Genomic DNA, 15,913 nt, shown 5'->3' on the forward strand with positions numbered 1-15,913 from the left:
CCAGATCCTGCGTGGCGACCTGCAACCGGGTGACGAGGTGCCCTCCGAGAGGCAGATAGCAGTCGATTGGAAGGTTGCCCGACCAACTGCCGCGCGGGCCCTTGAGGCACTGCGCCAGCAGGGTTTCGTGGAGAGCCGGCAAGGATCAGGCACATTCGTGCGTGATCGGATGAGGCCCAATCGTCTAGCCCGGGAGCGTTACTCGCGGGCACGCGAAACCGGGAAGATCTACCCTGCGAATGAACGCGCGGTGATCCTCGCCGCGGGCTATGACGCCGCACCTGACCACGTCGCGGAGGCCCTCGGGCTTTCGGCCGGTGAGCGCGTCGTTCGCCGACAGCGCCTGGTCCATGCCGATGATGAACCCGTGGAGCTCTCCACCGCTTGGTATGCCGCGGTGACTGGTGAACTGGCTCCCAACCTGCTGCTTCGTGAGCGCATCCGCGAGGGAACCATGGGATATGTCGAAAAGTCGACTGGGCGCCAGGCACGTTACGCTCGCGACGAAATGAGCTCGCGACTCGCGACCGCCCTCGAGTGCGAATCGCTGAGGTTGTCAGGCCCAGCGGCCGTCCTGGTCGTACGTCACGTGGTTCACGACAGCGAAGATCGGCCACTCGAGTTCACCGAAGCCGTCTTCCCTCCGGATCGCTGGGCTTTCGAGACGACTTACCCGGTCGTCTGAGCCGATCTCCTACCGTCCGGCTGAACGATCCGAAGAGGAGGTTGCCTACTCGGACTGGCCTATGCCACACTGCACTTGAGTGGCATAGGCCAGTCTGAGAAGGCAACCGAGATCATACTGTTGCGATTGCAGTGCCGAAATCGCAGAAACGGACCCTCATTCAACGAGCGGATCCATAGGAAGGAGGCCTCAGCCCTCATGAGAACCCATCCATACAACAGGCGATAATCCAATTGTAAGGCGGCGAATAAAGAATGCCAGACGACCAAATTCGGTTGATGGGAACCTACGAGATCGGCATCCGCCTAGGTATCAGTCGCCAGCGCGTCTACCAGCTCAGCCGCCGACCCCACTTCCCGTCTCCGGTCGCCTACCTGAGACAAGGCAAGTTGTGGCTCTTTGAGGATGTCGAGACTTGGATCACCGTTCACCGTCACAACAGAGCGCCACTGGGCAAATCGGTCGATAAACCAGGAGGTGAGGATGACAGGTAGCACCTATTACTCAACCTCGGCAGACCAAGCGCTCTACGAGGCACAGAACATCTTGGACATTCACGTCACGTCGAGTGGGACCGGGCGTTGTGTCGCGTGCGGTTCTCTCGGACCGTGCTGGCGGCGGGAGAACGCGGTGGTGACTTTCTCGCGCACTCTGCGCTTGCCATTGAGACGGCCAGGGGCCAGCAAGCCAGAATTGATCAACGCGACACGAATACCCATACACCGGCAGCCGTTGCAATAGGCGCAGCAGACAACTCTCGAGGCGGCAGTTGATGGATGAATCCTATATTCCCGCTCAACATAAATCTCTCGGAAGCGCTTTTCCCGCGGTTATGGTGACGGGCTGGACCGCCTCAGGGAAGACAACGCTGGTCGAGCACCTCGCCCGGACAGGGCTGCGCCGGATCACGGCCTCGAAGTTGCTGATCAAACGCCTGGGAGAGACGCAGTCAACCAAGATGGAGCGTCTCCTGTCCTGGCTGGCATCTGATCTGCCCACCCTCCGCGAAGGGGAGGCCGATCGACTGACGGACTTGGCGGTGTTACGGCGGCTGACGACTCGCGATGAAGGGTGCGTGGTGGAGTCCGCAGGCTCGGTCTCACTGTTGTTGCCGCCGTACAACGAGGCACTTCTGGTTCGGCTCGATGCGACACCTCAGGTTCGCACGGAGCGCCTCGGCCGGTTGCTCACCGGCCGGATCACGGCAGTTGAAGCTGCTCTGATCGTCGAGCGTAAGGACGCCGCCACCGCGCACGCGTGCCAGCAGGCATGGGGACTGAATCTGAACGATGCGACGTATCTGCACCGCTACGACGTGATCGTCGGCTGCCCCGATGAACGTACATGTGCCAATCCGCAACTATGCCGCAGCGCCACGTCAGAGGTCGTCATTGCCTCCTACCAGGTCTATCGCACCTTGTTGGGCGCCGATCGCCATGCCACAGCGATTGCAGTCGATCGCCTGAACGAGACGGCCGAACGGCTTAGTCCTTGGGTGTATCGGTTGGGTCCGTCGCTGACAGCACCGGACCCACGACAGGACTGGACGAGTCGAATGGCGCACCACGACTTTGACATTGACGTACCACGGAGGGGAGCGTCATGTTGACTCTTGCCGGCATCGTCACCGATCTCGGTTTCCTGCTCGCCATCGATCACTGCGCCCGCGGCTGCGCGCACTGCCCGGCGTTCGGTGACCGAACGCCGGTGCAACGAGCTCCGCTTCCCGACCTGGCGCGTACGGTCAAGGCTCTCGCAGCCGCGCGGCGCACGATCCGCACCACAGACCGGCGGGTGGTGCACTGCTGGCGGATCAGTGATCCGCTCGATTACGTCGTCCGCCTGGCAGACGGACGGATCGGCACGTGCGCCGACGTCGCGGAGCTATGGCGTACCCACCTGGGACAGGGCCTGTATGTGGTCACCAACGGCAGCGAGGCGAGCCCGATCGCGCGCCGGGCGCTCGCCCAGCTCGTCGACGATTCCGGGCTGACCTCCCAGCTAAAGCTGACCATCACCCATGCCGATCGGCACTTCGGGACTCCGCGTTACACGCCTCAACTGGCCGCTGACGTTGCGATCCTGGAGCCGCTGTGGAAACGGGACAGCACCCGTATCGAGGACGTCAACGGACGCCGTTTCCGGATCAACGTCAAGACCACCGCGAGCCGCAAAGCCGAGATGCGCGCGGTCCTGCACGAGGTGTTGATCGGCGCCGGACTGTCCCGCGCTCAAGCGGTCTCCTACTGCGACGATCCCACCAGAGTGCGGTTCAAACCGATCTATGATCTCGGCGATGCGGCCGGAGCGTCGAGCCCGGTCGCCGGCGCGCTCGATGTGCGTCGCGCCGACGGGCGCCGCCACAAGCCGACCGGCGGAACCCGCCGACAGATGCAGTTCGGCATCCGGCCGGATCGGCGGCTCTTCGTGGTCGACATGTACGCCTTCACCGAGCACGACCTGGGTGATGACGACCAACCTCTGATCTGGCCGGAAGGTCTGGATGGGATCGACCTGCATGCTCCGCTGAAGGACCTGACCCGTGCCTGACTCATGGGCGACCATCGATCAAGCGACGTGGAAACGGTTGAATGCGACCTTTCTCGGCAGTGACGAACCTCCCGCCGAGGCCGTACGGCGGGTGCTGGCGAGCGACGTCTACCAGCCGGACAGTTTCACCGTTGCCGAACGGCTGCACGCTCCGCTGTGGCTCGACCCGACAGAACGTGATGCCGAGAGGTGGCTGCACCGACTTGTCACCAGCCGGTTGCCGACGGCACCGGCCCGCCTGCCGAGCCCGCTTCGAGACGCCGCGGCCAGGCATGTGACCAGCGAGGTCTGGCGAGTCCTCGGAACCAGGGTAGACAGCCGTACGGTGGCTGAAACCCTGTGGAATCAGGAGGTGCCCTACCTGATCGACCGGGTCATCGGCTGGTGCCTCTACGGCGACGCCACCAAGACGTTCGACGTCACCCAGGGCTTCAACCAACGAGGCGCGGCCTTCATCAGTCGCTTCCACCATCAGCACGCCGCCGGCCTGCTACGCCTGGAAAACCCAGGCCTCCTCCGGGTCGCGGTCGCCGCTGGTCTGCTCGGCCTGGACGAAAAGGGAGGCTCGCGACGTTGTGACCCGATCCCGCTGACAGCCACATCCCGCGCCAACAAAGGCGTCTGGGAACGCCTACGCGGATACGCGAACGTCCTACCTGCCGTAGATCACTCGGACGCTTTGATCAGAAGCGTCTCCTCAGGACCCGTTCACCTCGTGTGGTGGCTCGACGACCTCGTCGAAACCTCATTCGATCTTCTGCTGATCCAACGACTCGTCCTGACAAACCCCCGCCTGAAAGTCACGATCGTGGCGAAACACGGCCAACACGACAACGACGCCAGCACTACAGCCGTACGGCGAATGCTGAAGCTACCCACTCTCACACCGCTGCGTCAGGTCGTCGCGTCCGAACGCGTGACGCTGTCACGACATGGTCCGAGGATGGCAACCGCCAACCCCCTCAAGCTGCACAAATCCCTACTCGACACCATCGCCCGTAGCGCTATCATGGTTTGCAAAGGGGGACGCATCCACGAGATGTTCAACGGCAACATCGCAGCTCCCATGTTCACCGCCTACGTCGTGGTCCGCCCGTTCACCGAAGCACAAGCCGGCGTCGACAGCACCGGTGCACCGCTCATGATCTTCGGGGCTGAGCCAGGGGAATGGTCCTGGTGGGGATTTCAGGGCCGGGCACGCCGTACCCTGAACCTGCCAACCGGGCGCACAGTTCCCGTATGCCACACGACGGTGGCCGAGCATGCCCACCGCGCCCGTACCCCAGACCCGTTATCTCTTCTGGATGCCCTGACGCACCTCGTCGCCACCTGGCCAGGGCTCCGGCACCGTTACAGTCACGCCGTCCGAGCCGAGATACGGCTCCTGCACAACCGCATCCGTCCGCACTCCGCAGCCCTACCGGCGGCGCTCCGCGCCGTACTCGACGAGGCCAACCTCATCAGCAAAGGAGAACCCACCCATGCCGACAGAAGCCGATGACACCTTCACCCAGCTTGCTCAACTGGTTGCCGCACTCGACCGCCGGTTCCCCGCACACAACGGACCCTTCGAGAGGGTCTCTCGTCTCGCCGAGGAAGCCGGTGAACTGGCCGGCGCGGTCAACCACGCCGAAGGCATGGGAGTCAAGAACCAGAAGCACGGCGAACCCGACTTGAAGAACCTCGTCAAGGAGGTCGAGGACGTCTTGCGCAGTGCCGTCGGGATCGCCCATCACTACGGCGTCCTGAACCAGGTCCGTGAGTCCATCGCCCACCACCACGCCGGCTACCGGGATCAGGGATATATCCCCGACCATGTCCATGCCGGCTGAAGTCCTTCTCGTCCGGCACGGCCGAGCCCGCTGCAACGACACCGGCACCATAGCCGGACCGGGTTGCGGCGGCCTGACCACGGCCGGTCGCGAACAAGCCGTCGCCACTGCCCGACGGCTCGCGACCGGCCCGTCGATACGTGCCGTACACGCCAGCATCACCCTCCGCGCCTGGCAGACCGGCCAGATCATCGCCGATGCCCTCCATCTCGACGTCGTCGCCGAACCGGAGCTTCGAGTACCCGACCCAGGAATCGCCGAGGGCGAACTCTGGGAAAGCGCTCGTACCAGGTGGCCCGCGACAACCGATAGCCCGACCCGACCGGCTGCACCCGGCGGCGAACCCTGGTCCGCTTACCTGGACCGTGCCGGGCAGGCGTGGAACCGGCTGTTCGACACCAGCACACCCGGCATCGTGGTGATCGTCGGCCACAGCGAAACTCTCGGTGCGGCTCTGCACTTTCTCCTAGGCGTGGAAAGTCTGGGGCGCCTCAAACTCGCCTTCGACCATTGCGCCATCACCACCTGGCAACCCGCCGTCGAATGGCCCGGAATGCGACACCCACAACACCGCTGGACACTCACGCGTTACAACGACACCCATCACCTCGCATAGTTCTTCGGGAGCACCAGGGGTTTGCCGGTCGTCGGGTCGATGACGTTGAGGGCGGTGAGCAGATCGAGGACTTCGGGCTATTAGGCAAGGTCGAGAAAGGTGGTCGGTTCGTCGAGCGGCAGCAGGTCGATGTCCTGGGCGAGTACCAGGACGATCCACAAGCGCTGACGTTGCCAGCCGGAGCCGTGACGCGGCGGCGAGTCCGGGATCACGTCGGGTGGTCGCGGGCCTGTGGAGTCACCGGTTGTGGCCGTGCGGTTGCGCTACTAGGTTGAGCGTTGCCATCTGCGGCGTCGTGAGGGAAACCGGTGGGAATCCGGTGCGGTCGCGCCACTGTTACCGGCCCGAGCCCGGGCCGGGAGTCAGAGAGCTCGCTCGCCGCAGCCCCACGGACGGGACGCGTCATCCCGTAGGAGGTTCGATCTCGCATGTCCGATGTGAAGCCGGTACAACCCACCGGAGTGCCCGCGGTCTCCGGGCAACTGCTCGGCACGGCCCTCGGCGCCGTTCTCATCATGCTGCTGCTGGCGTACCTGGTCGCCTTCGACCAGGGCGGCCTCTCCCAGAGCGGCATGTACCTGCACGAGCTGATGCACGACGGCCGGCACCTGCTGGGTGTGCCGTGCCACTGACCGCCGCCCCCAACTTCATCTCGCTGCTGCTGCGCGGCCTGCTCGCGGGCCTCATCGCCGGTCTGCTGGCCGGTGCTTTCGCGTACACGTTCGGCGAGACCCACATCGACGCGGCGATCGCCATCGAGGAGGCTGCCGCGCCGCCGGCTGAGCCGGGCGCCGTCGAGGAGGAGCCGCTGGTCAGCCGGGAGGGCCAGAAGGCCGGCCTGGTGCTCGCCACGACGTTGTACGGCATCGCGATGGGCGGCATGCTGGCCACCGCGTACATGCTGCTGCGCCGCCGGTTGCGGACCGGCAGCGACAGCCGGGCCGCTTTCGGCCTGGCCGGGGCGGCACTGGCCGGGATCGTGGTGATCCCGTTCCTGAAGTATCCGCCGAACCCGCCGGCCGTCGGCGATCCGGACACCATCGGACAGCGCACCTGGAGCTATCTGGCGGTACTGGTACTCGGGCTGGTCGCCGTGTGGGCCGCGGTGATCGCCGCCCGCACCCAGACCGCCGAGTGGCGTCGCGCGGCTGCCGGTGCCGTTGCGTTCCTGGTCGTCGTCGCGGTCGCCTATCTGCTGCTGCCGGACATCAACGAGGTGCCGGACACCTTCCCCGCGTCCCTGTTGTGGGAGTTCCGGGTCACCTCGCTCGGGGTGCAGACGGTGCTGTGGTCGGTTCTCGGTCTCGCCTTCGGCGCCCTGGTCACGCCGCGCGGAACGCCCACCCGGACGGCAGCGGCAACGGAATCGGCTGCCGCGTAACCCCTGAACCACGAAACGGCCGGGACCACGGACGGTCCCGGCCGTTCCACATGTAGTGACCGATGTCGGTTAGCATGATCCGCGGTGCTGGTTCACCCCGTCCGCCAGGCGGGGTGTCGTAAGAGGGAACCCGGTGCGATACCGGGACTGCCCCGCAGCGGTGAGTGGGAACGAAAGCCGTCATCAAGCACTGGGCTGGTGAGACAGCCTGGGAAGCGACGGCCGGTAGGTGGCTGGTGTTCAAGCCGTGCCCGCGAGTCCGAAGACCTGCCAGCGCTGCGCCCGCCGTCCGGTGGGCGCCGCCGGCGACCTCTCGGGAGGGTCAGGGCGGAAGCCCGGCCGTCGCCGTGCCTTCCCCTGTCCTCGTGTGCTCGTCGCCGGGAACTTCGAGGGAAGGACTCCCTGGTGAGCAACACCTTCGGGCAGAGCACCGTGCTCGGCTATCCGCGCATCGGCGCCAACCGGGAACTGAAGAAGGCGGTCGAGGCCTACTGGGCCGGCAAGATCGGCGCCGCCGAGCTGGAGAACACTGCCGCCGGGCTGCGGGCCGAGGTCTGGCAGCAGCTGCGCAACGCCCGCCTGGACGCCATCCCGTCCAACACGTTCTCCTACTACGACCACGTCCTGGACACCGCCGTCGCGGTCGGCGCCATCCCGGCCCGCTTCACCAGGCTCGGCTTCTCCGGGCTGAACACCTACTTCGCGATGGCCCGCGGTGTCGACGCCGAACCCGCGCTGGAACTGACCAAGTGGTTCGCCACCAACTACCACTACCTGGTTCCCGAGATCGACGCGGACACGACCTTCACCCCCGACCCCGCAAAACCGCTTGCCGAGTACGCCGAGGCCAAGGCCCTGGGCATCGAGACCCGCCCGGTGCTGGTCGGCCCGGCCACGTTCCTGCTCCTGGCCAAGGGCACGGACCCGTTCGCCCGCCTCGACGAGCTGGTCGAGGTGTACGCCACGATCCTCAACTGTCTCGCCGATGCCGGTGTGGCCTGGGTGCAGCTGGATGAGCCGGCCTACGTCGCCGACCGCACCCTGGACGAACTCGACGCCCTGCAGCGGGTCTACACCCGTCTCGGCGAACTCGAACACCGGCCGAAGATCTTCGTGGCCACGTACTTCGGGGAACTCGGCGACGCCCTGCCGGTCCTGCTGACAGCCCCGATCGAGGCGATCGGGGTGGACCTGGTCGCCGGCCCCGGCAACCTGGCCCGCCTAATTGCCGCCGGCCCGCTGGGCAACAAGACCATCGTCGCCGGGCTGGTCGACGGGCACAACATCTGGCGCACCGACCTGCGGGCCGCGATCACCACCGGCGCCGCCGTGACCGCCCTGGCCGACCACGTGGCCGTGTCCACCTCCTGCTCGCTGCTGCACGTGCCGGTAGACCTGTCCGTGGAGACCCGGCTCGCGCCGGAGCTGTTCGAACGGCTCGCGTTCGCCCGGCAGAAGGTCGACGAGGTGGTGCTGCTCGGCAAGGCGCTGCGCGACGGCACCGCGCACGTGCCGGCGCCGCTACCCGCCGCCCCCGCGGCCTGGCGCAACGACGACGTCCGGGCCCGCCTCGCCGCCCTGACCCCGGCCGACCGGCAGCGCGGCGACTACGAGCAGCGTGCGACGGCGCAGCAGGCGCGGCTGAACCTGCCGGAGCTGCCGACCACCACGATCGGCTCGTTCCCGCAGACCGCCGAGCTGCGCAAGGCCCGCGCCGAACTGCGTGCCGGCACCCTGGACGCCGACGGTTACACCGAGCGGATGCGCTCCGAGGTCGAACACGTCATCCGGCTGCAGGAGCGGCTCGGCCTAGACGTGCTGGTGCACGGCGAACCGGAACGCAACGACATGGTGCAGTACTTCGGGGAGCAGCTCGACGGGTTCGCGGCCACCGATCACGGCTGGGTCCAGTCCTACGGATCCCGCTGCGTGCGCCCGCCGATCATCTACGGCGACGTCGCCCGCAAGACCCCGATGACCGTCCCGTGGTCGACGTTCGCACAGTCGCTGACCGCCAAGCCGGTCAAGGGCATGCTCACCGGCCCGGTCACCATCCTGGCCTGGTCGTTCGTGCGCACCGACCAGCCCCTGGCCGACACCGCCGACCAGGTCGGCCTCGCGCTGCGGGACGAGACCACCGACCTGCAGGCGGCCGGGATCACGGTGATCCAGGTCGACGAACCCGCCCTGCGCGAGACGCTGCCGCTGCGCAAGGCAGCCCAGAAGGCGTACCTGGACTGGGCAGTCGGCGCGTTCCGGCTCGCCACCAGCGGCGTCGCCGACGACACCCAGATCCACACCCACCTGTGCTACTCCGAGTTCGGTGAGGTCATCACCGCGATCGACGCCCTAGACGCCGACGTCACCAGCATCGAGGCGTCCCGCTCCAAGATGGAGGTCCTCGACGACCTCGCCGCCATCGGCTACAGCCGCGGTGTCGGCCCCGGTGTCTGGGACATCCACTCCCCCCGGGTGCCGTCCCAGGACGAGGTCACCGAGTCGCTGCGCCGCGCGGTCGGCGCCGTCCCGGCTCGCCGGCTGTGGGTCAACCCGGACTGCGGCCTGAAGACCCGCGGCTACCCGGAGACCGAGGCGTCGCTGAAGCACCTGGTCGCGGCAGCCGCCGCGGTCCGCGGACAGTAATCCCCCGCAGCGGGGCGGAACCTTGCCGGGTTCCGCCCCGCGCCCCTTTCCGTTCCGCGCTCGAGGTGGTCCGGACGGTCGACCCGCGGATCGCTGACGAACGACCCCAACGGCGCCTGGTACACCTCCGGCATCCGCGCCGGCCGTCGTTCACCGACCGGCGACCATCATCGATGCGCTACGACCGGACGTGATCGTCAGATCAGCTCCTCGACTCGGGTGGTCCAGCGTTTCAGCAGGGCCGGGTCGTGGCTTACCACCAGGACGCCCATGTTGTGGTGGTGTTGTTCTTCGGTGATCACGGCGGCTACGTGGGCCTGGGTGGAGGCGTCGAGCATGGTGGTGGCCTCGTCGCAGAGCAGGTAGGCCGGGCGGTGGGCCAGGGCCCGGGCCAGGCAGGCGCGTTGCAGCTGGCCGTCGCTGACCGCGTGTGGTTGGCGGGCCAGCAGGTCGGGGGTGAGGCCGGTGCGGTCGGCGAGTTCGGCGACGCGGGTCTCGATCGTGTCGCGGGGGTGGCCGGTGGCACGCAGGGGTTCGGCGATCAGGTCGGTGAGCGACAGCCGTGGGTCGCTGGCGGCGCGGGGGCTCTGGAAGAGCAGGCCGATACGGGTGCGGATCTGCGGTGGGACACGGTGCCGGGCCCCGGTGACGGGTGTGCCGTCGAGGCTGACGTGCCCGGTGGTGGGTTCGTGCAGGAGTGCGAGGACGCGTACCAGAGTGGATTTTCCGCAACCGGAAGGGCCGCGGAGTCCGACCGTCTCGCCGGGCTCGACCGACAGTGATACCTCGGAGAGAACTTGGCGGCCGCGGTAGCCGGCGGTGATGGCGTGGGCCTGCAGTGTCATACCGCGACCTCGGTGTGCAGGGGGTGGTGGCAGGCGACCGGTCCGGTCGGCGGGGTGGCGCAGGTAGTGTCGGCACGGGGGCAGCGCGGGGCGAAGGCGCACCCCGGCGGGAGCGCGGTCAGCATGGGCGGGTGGCCGGGGATGGGCCGGAACTCACGGTCGGGAAGAGCTTTCAAGAGCGCCGCCGTGTACGGGTGGGCAGGCTCGGTGAAGACGCCGGTGGCGGGCCGGTGTTCGACGATGCGGCTGGCGTACATCACGGCGACGGTGTCGGCGACGCGTTCGGCGGCGGCCAGGTCGTGGGTGATCAGCAGGACGGCGCCGCCGTTGTCGCAGCGGCGGCGCAGCAGGTCGAGGGTGTGGTCGACGAGGGGGCGGTCGAGGCCGGTGGTGGGTTCGTCGGCGATCAGCAGGGGTGGGTCGGTGGCCAGGGCGAGTGCGGTGACCAGGCGCTGGGCCATGCCGCCGGAGAGCTGGAACGGGTAGCGGTCCAGGTCGGCGGGGTCGAATCCGGCGTCGGCGGCGACCCGGTCGGCGGTTTTCGGGTCGCGGTCGTGGGCGCGCAGTGTCTCGGCGAGCAGTGTGCGGCCGGTGCGCACTGCGGTGAGGGCGGTGGCCGGGCTCTGCGGGATCAGGCCGATCTTCCGGCCGCGGATCTGCCGGGCCAGCACCTTCTCGCCGCTGTGCAGCAGGTCGGTGCCGTCGACGGTGGCGTGCCCGCTGACCTCGGCGTTGGCGGGGAGCAGGCCGAGCAGGGCGTGGGCGAGGACGGACTTGCCGCACCCCGATTCACCCACGACGGCGAGCAGCTCGCCCGCCCGTACCCGCAGATGAAGGTCTGTCACGGCCTGGACCACCGCATCGCGCAACCGGAATCGCACGCTCAGGCCCTCGGTGTGCAGCAGTGTCATAGGTCGAGCTCCGCTCGGGCTCGGGGGTCGAGTCGGTCGCGCCAGCGGGTGGCGAGCGCGGCGATGGCCAGGGTGACCACGATGATGAGCAGGCCGGGCACGATGCTGGCCCACCAGGAGCCGGTGAGCAGCGACCGCTGACCGTCATTGATCATGTTGCCGAGGGACGCCAGGTGCGGTGGCAGGCCGAGGCCGAGGAACGACAGCGAGGTCTCGTGCCAGACCGCGTGCGGGATCATCAGGGTGGTGGCGAGGGCGATCTTCGGTAGTACGTGCGGCAGCAGGTGCCGGGTGAGCACGCGGCGCCGGCTCGCTCCGCCGGCGATGGCGGCGTCGATGAAGGGGCGGGTGCGCAGCGACAGCAGTTCGGAGCGCACGATGCGGGCGGTGGACAGCCAGTGGGTCAGGCCGATGGACAGGATGACCGCGCCGAGGCTGGGGCGCAGCATCGCGACGATGAAGATGCCGAGCAGCAGGTGCGGCAGGGCGGCGAGGGTGTCGATCAGGCGCATCAGGACCCGGTCGGTCCAGCCGCCGAGCAGGCCGGCGAGTCCGCCGACGATGCCGCCGAGCAGCGACGCGGCGAGGGCGGCGACGATGCCGACCAGGACGGAGACCCGCAGGCCGTAGATGCTGCGGTGCAGTACGTCGCGGCCCAGGTCGTCGGTGCCGCCGGGGTGTCCGGGTGACGGTGACAGCCCGACGTGGGCGAGGTCGACGGCGCTCTGATCGAGAGGCCAGATCACCGGTACGAGCAGGGTGGCCCCCAGGGCGGCCACCAGGGTCAGCTGTGCGGCCCGGAGCAGGGTGCGGTCAGCCATCGATGCGCACCCGGGGGTCGGCGGCCGTGTACGCCAGGTCGGTGCACAGGTTGGCCAGCAGCACGACCGCGGTGGTGATCAGGGTGATCGCGGCCAGCAGCGGGAAGTCGCTGCCGAGGGCGGCCTGCACGCTGACCGCGCCCAGGCCGGGTAGTGAGAACACCGTCTCGACCAGCACCGATCCGCCGACGAGTTCGGGCAGGTGGGTGCCGACCAGGGTGAGGAACGGCAGCAGGGCGGTGCGCAGGGCGTGACCGAACAGCACGGTACGGCCGCGCAGCCCGCGGGCCCGGGCGGCCAGGACGTGGTCGTCGCGCAGGCTGTCGGCGACCGAGTCGCGGACGAACAGCAGGAACCAGGGCGCCTGCGAGACGGTCAGGACGGCCACCGGCAGGACCAGGTGATGGGCGACGTCGCCGAAGGTGGTCGAGGTGGCGGTCACGTCGGTCAGCCCGCCGGCCGGGAACCAGCCGAGGGCCAGGGCGAAGACCGCGATCGCGGCGAGGGCCAGCCAGAACACCGGCATCGACTCCACCGCGTAGGCGGCGGCCCGGATGCCACGATCGAACAGTCCGCCGCGGCGGTACGCGGCGATGGTGCCGAGGAGCAGGCTGCCGGCCAGGACCACGGCGAGGGTGACGCCGATCAGCAGCAGGGTCCAGCCGGCCCGGGCGGCGATCACCGCGCCCACCGGTTCGTGCCGGGACGTGGACCAGCCCAGGTCTCCTTGGAACAGGTTGCCCAGCCAGCGGGCGTACTGCACCGGGAGCGGGTCGTCGACGCCCCAGTTCGCGCGGATCTGGGCGAGGTTCGCCGGGTCGGTGGTGAAGGCGGTGGCTCCGGCGTACTGCATGGCCGGGTCCATCGGGGACGCGGCGCCGAGCAGGAACATGCCGATGCTGGTGGCGAACAGCACCGGTACGGCGACGGCGAGCCGTCGCCGTACCAGCTTGATCACGCCCGGGTCCAGGTGTGCAGGTTCCACCAGATGCTGTTCTCGACACCGTGCTCGTGGGCTTCGACGCGGGGGCTGACACCGTTGACACCGTCGCGGACCACGTAGGTGTGCTGCAGGTAGGTCAGGAAGATCCACGGCACGTCGGCGGCGAGCTGCTTCTGGAACGTCGTGTAGGCGTCCTTGCGGTTGTCCGGCCGGCTCCGGCCGTCCTGCAGTGCCTGGTCCACCACGGCGGAGTGGTAGGAGCCGGGGTTGTAGTAGCCCTGCTCGGCGAAGTCGGAGCGGAACAACTTGTAGGAGACGAAGTCTGGGTCGTACGGGTTGCCGAAGCCCATGATCAATGCGTCGGACCTCATCCGCGGGGTGATCGCGTCCCAGGTCAGGCCTTCGGGCTTGATCTCGATGCCGGCTTTCTTCGCGTCCGCGGTCACGGCGAGCGCGAGTTCCTTGCGCAGGCTGTCGGTGGCCGGGTACATCAGGGTGAAGGTGGCCCGCTGCCCGTTCTTGGCGCGGATGCCGTCGGCGCCGGCCGTCCAGCCGGCGTCGTCGAGCAGCTTCCCGGCCGCCGCGGTGTCGGCGCTGCCGGTGCCCGCGACCGACGGTTCGGCGTACTCCGAGGTCGGCGGGACCGGGCCGTACGCGGGTTCACCGGCGCCGGCGAGCACCCCGGTGACCATGGCGGACCGGTCGGCGGCCACGTTCAGCGCCTTGCGGACGGCGAGGTCGCCGGTGACCGGGTTCTTCATCGGCAGCATGACGCCGCGGTAGTCGGCGGTCGGCACCTTGTGCACGCCGAAGCCCGGGAACGGTGTCGCCAGCTTCGGCGCGAGTTCGACCGCGTCGAACTCGCCGGCCCGGGTCCGCTGGGCGCGTACGTTGTCGTCGGCGACGAACGCGACCACGACCGCGCTGGTGGCCGGTTTGCCGCCCCACCAGGTGTCGTTGGCGGTGAGCTGGAGTTTGTCGCCGGGTGTCCAGGCGGTCACCTGGTAGGGACCGGTGCCGACCGGCTGGCGGTTGAACGCGGCCTTGTTGATGTCCTGGCCGGTCAGGGCCTTGGCCGGGACGATGCCCAGGACCAGGCGCTGCAGGAACGGGGCGTAGGCGTATTTGAGCGTGAAGACGACAGTGGACGCGTCGGTGGCCTCGACCTTGTCGAGCATGTCCAGGTCCGAGCGCAGCAGCGAGTCCACCTCGGGGTCCATCACCGACCGGTAGGTGAACACGACGTCGTCGGCGGTCAGTGCGGTGCCGTCGTGGAAGGTGACGCCGCCGCGCAGTTCGGCGGTGACGGTGGTGCCGTTCACGACCGGCAGTTCGGCGGCGAGCGCCGGGATCAGGGTGTTCTGTGCGTCGCGGGCGACCAGGCCGTCGAAGATCAGCGAGGCGCCGTCGGTGCCGTACCCGAGGATCGGGTTGAGGGTGTCGGGTTCACCGGCGGTCGCGACGACGAGCGGCTTCGTGCTGCTCGACGCGGTGCCGGCGTCCGGATTCGAGCAGGCCGTGAGGCTCACGGCGGTCAGCAGGGCGAGGGTGAGGGGCAGTGTCCTGCGCAGCATGGGACTCACTTCGGTCGGGACATCGATCGACGTCAGGGCCGTTGCCGCAATCCTGTACTAATTGCCAGATAATGGCAATAAGCCCGGATGATCTCGTCACGCGTACCACGGCGGTGCCGCGAAGCACTGTGCGTAGACCGTGTGCAGCCGGTCCTGGTGGGCGCGCAGTCGCTCGGCGGTCGCCGCCGTGATCGTGTACAGGACTCAGCCGGCCTCGGCCATCAGCAGGGTCAACTCCTGGACCAGCTCGTCCATGCTCTGCCCGGTCTGGGTGCGGACCAGTGCCAGCGCGAGTTCGGCGAGCAGCATGAACCCGCGGGTGCGAACGGTGTCGTCGCCGATGGCGCAGAGCAGTTCCTCCGCGCCGGCGAAGTCACCCCGGCTCTTGGCCGCGATGACCCCGGCCGCCTGTTGTGCGGCGAGGAAGGCCGGGCCGGCTGCCGTCACGGGGCGACGATCAGCGGGTTGCCGGCGGCGCGGGCCGCGTCGAACCGCTTCGTCACGTCGGTCCAGTTCACCAGACTCCACAGACGGTCCACGTAGTCCGGGCGCACGTTCTTGTACTGCAGGTAGTAGGCGTGTTCCCAGGCGTCGAAGACCAGGATCGGGGTCGAGCCCTGACCGACGTTGCCGTGGTGGTCGTAGACCTGCTCCACGATCAGGCGCTGCGACAGCGGCTCCCAGGCCAGGACACCCCAGCCGGAGCCCTGCACGCCCTTGGTCGCGGTGGACAGCTGCGCGGAGAACGCCTCGAACGATCCGAAGTGCTCGGTGATCGCGGCTTCCAGGTCACCTTCGGGACGGTCGGCACTCGCGCCGGGGCGCAGGTTGTTCCAGAAGATCGAGTGCAGCACGTGCCCGGACAGGTTGAACGCCAGGGTCTTCTCCAGCCCGACCAGCGCGCTGTAGTCGCCCTTGTCCCGGGCCTCGGCCAGCTGGTCGAGGGTGTCGTTGCTGCCCTTGACGTACGCCGCGTGGTGCTTGCTGTGGTGCAGCTCCAGAATCTGGCCGGACATGGCCGGTTCGAGCGAGCCGTAGTCGTACGGCATGTCGGGGAGCGTGTAAACCGCCATCACTAAACCTTCGCTTCTGCCTAGAGTTGGTTCTTGCCT

Annotated in this window: 17 protein-coding genes and 2 riboswitches; of the genes, 9 read left to right on the plus strand and 8 right to left on the minus strand. The window is 68.1% G+C overall.

Features of this window, described 5'->3' with window-relative positions; all coding sequences use genetic code 11:
* From Aco03nite_RS38025 to Aco03nite_RS38050, 6 genes are all read left to right on the plus strand, one after another.
* On the plus strand, positions 1-685 hold a 685-nt coding region (locus Aco03nite_RS38025), incomplete at its 5' end, for a GntR family transcriptional regulator (RefSeq protein WP_203805193.1).
* Positions 686-1,457: 772 nt separating this feature from the next.
* The gene (locus Aco03nite_RS38030) at positions 1,458-2,294 is read left to right on the plus strand and encodes a DEAD/DEAH box helicase family protein (RefSeq protein WP_203805195.1); all 837 of its coding nucleotides are present in this window, start codon (positions 1,458-1,460) and stop codon (positions 2,292-2,294) included.
* Positions 2,288-3,235 carry a hypothetical protein gene (locus tag Aco03nite_RS38035; protein WP_203805197.1) on the plus strand — a complete coding sequence of 316 codons (948 nt, stop codon included), beginning with the start codon at positions 2,288-2,290 and terminating at the stop codon, positions 3,233-3,235. Before Aco03nite_RS38030 ends, Aco03nite_RS38035 begins: the two co-directional genes overlap by 7 nt.
* The gene (locus Aco03nite_RS38040) at positions 3,228-4,736 is read left to right on the plus strand and encodes a hypothetical protein (RefSeq protein ID WP_203805199.1); all 1,509 of its coding nucleotides are present in this window, start codon (positions 3,228-3,230) and stop codon (positions 4,734-4,736) included. Before Aco03nite_RS38035 ends, Aco03nite_RS38040 begins: the two co-directional genes overlap by 8 nt.
* Positions 4,717-5,067 (plus strand): MazG-like family protein, encoded by a 351-nt coding sequence (locus Aco03nite_RS38045; RefSeq protein ID WP_203805201.1) that lies wholly within the window; start codon positions 4,717-4,719, stop codon positions 5,065-5,067. The genes Aco03nite_RS38040 and Aco03nite_RS38045 overlap by 20 nt, the downstream gene beginning before the upstream one ends.
* A complete protein-coding gene (locus Aco03nite_RS38050; protein ID WP_203805203.1) occupies positions 5,051-5,683 on the plus strand; it encodes a histidine phosphatase family protein in 633 nt (210 codons plus the stop codon). Before Aco03nite_RS38045 ends, Aco03nite_RS38050 begins: the two co-directional genes overlap by 17 nt.
* A gap of 80 nt (positions 5,684-5,763) precedes the next feature.
* Here the strand turns inward: Aco03nite_RS38050 and Aco03nite_RS38055 are convergent, their stop codons facing one another.
* Positions 5,764-5,895: a hypothetical protein gene (locus tag Aco03nite_RS38055; RefSeq protein ID WP_373872665.1), complete on the minus strand. Its 132-nt coding sequence runs from the start codon at positions 5,893-5,895 to the stop codon at positions 5,764-5,766.
* Positions 5,896-5,940: 45 nt separating this feature from the next.
* Positions 5,941-6,075: riboswitch (cobalamin riboswitch) on the plus strand.
* Positions 6,076-6,111: 36 nt separating this feature from the next.
* Between Aco03nite_RS38055 and Aco03nite_RS38060 the strand changes: the two genes are divergently transcribed.
* The 3 genes from Aco03nite_RS38060 to metE all read left to right on the plus strand — a co-directional run bounded on the left by Aco03nite_RS38060 (position 6,112) and on the right by metE (position 9,707).
* Positions 6,112-6,315, plus strand: a complete 204-nt coding sequence (locus Aco03nite_RS38060) for a CbtB domain-containing protein (protein ID WP_203805205.1) — start codon at positions 6,112-6,114, stop codon at positions 6,313-6,315.
* The gene (locus Aco03nite_RS38065) at positions 6,306-7,064 is read left to right on the plus strand and encodes a CbtA family protein (protein WP_203805207.1); all 759 of its coding nucleotides are present in this window, start codon (positions 6,306-6,308) and stop codon (positions 7,062-7,064) included. The genes Aco03nite_RS38060 and Aco03nite_RS38065 overlap by 10 nt, the downstream gene beginning before the upstream one ends.
* A gap of 71 nt (positions 7,065-7,135) precedes the next feature.
* Positions 7,136-7,353, plus strand: a riboswitch (cobalamin riboswitch).
* Between the two features lie 116 nt (positions 7,354-7,469).
* Complete coding sequence (metE, locus tag Aco03nite_RS38070) at positions 7,470-9,707, plus strand: 5-methyltetrahydropteroyltriglutamate--homocysteine S-methyltransferase (RefSeq protein ID WP_203805209.1); 2,238 nt, start codon at positions 7,470-7,472, stop codon at positions 9,705-9,707.
* A gap of 197 nt (positions 9,708-9,904) precedes the next feature.
* Here metE and Aco03nite_RS38075 read toward each other — a convergent pair whose 3' ends face one another.
* From Aco03nite_RS38075 to Aco03nite_RS38105, 7 genes are all read right to left on the minus strand, one after another.
* Positions 9,905-10,552: an ABC transporter ATP-binding protein gene (locus tag Aco03nite_RS38075; protein ID WP_203805211.1), complete on the minus strand. Its 648-nt coding sequence runs from the start codon at positions 10,550-10,552 to the stop codon at positions 9,905-9,907.
* Entirely contained in the window at positions 10,549-11,463 is a 915-nt protein-coding gene (locus Aco03nite_RS38080; protein ID WP_203805213.1) for an ABC transporter ATP-binding protein, read from the minus strand. The genes Aco03nite_RS38075 and Aco03nite_RS38080 overlap by 4 nt, the downstream gene beginning before the upstream one ends.
* Complete coding sequence (locus tag Aco03nite_RS38085; protein WP_203805215.1) at positions 11,460-12,284, minus strand: ABC transporter permease; 825 nt, start codon at positions 12,282-12,284, stop codon at positions 11,460-11,462. The genes Aco03nite_RS38080 and Aco03nite_RS38085 overlap by 4 nt, the downstream gene beginning before the upstream one ends.
* Positions 12,277-13,269 (minus strand): ABC transporter permease, encoded by a 993-nt coding sequence (locus Aco03nite_RS38090; protein WP_239145776.1) that lies wholly within the window; start codon positions 13,267-13,269, stop codon positions 12,277-12,279. The genes Aco03nite_RS38085 and Aco03nite_RS38090 overlap by 8 nt, the downstream gene beginning before the upstream one ends.
* Positions 13,239-14,801 (minus strand): ABC transporter substrate-binding protein, encoded by a 1,563-nt coding sequence (locus Aco03nite_RS38095; RefSeq protein ID WP_203805217.1) that lies wholly within the window; start codon positions 14,799-14,801, stop codon positions 13,239-13,241. Before Aco03nite_RS38095 ends, Aco03nite_RS38090 begins: the two co-directional genes overlap by 31 nt.
* Positions 14,802-15,005: 204 nt before the next feature.
* A complete protein-coding gene (locus Aco03nite_RS38100) occupies positions 15,006-15,248 on the minus strand; it encodes a superoxide dismutase (protein WP_203805219.1) in 243 nt (80 codons plus the stop codon).
* On the minus strand, positions 15,245-15,874 hold the full coding sequence (locus Aco03nite_RS38105; RefSeq protein WP_203805221.1) for a superoxide dismutase: 630 nt from the start codon (positions 15,872-15,874) through the stop codon (positions 15,245-15,247). The genes Aco03nite_RS38100 and Aco03nite_RS38105 overlap by 4 nt, the downstream gene beginning before the upstream one ends.
* Between the last annotated feature and the right edge of the window lie 39 nt (positions 15,875-15,913).

The sequence above is a fragment of the Actinoplanes couchii genome (genome assembly GCF_016862075.1).
GTDB classification, from domain to species: Bacteria; Actinomycetota; Actinomycetes; order Mycobacteriales; family Micromonosporaceae; genus Actinoplanes; species Actinoplanes couchii.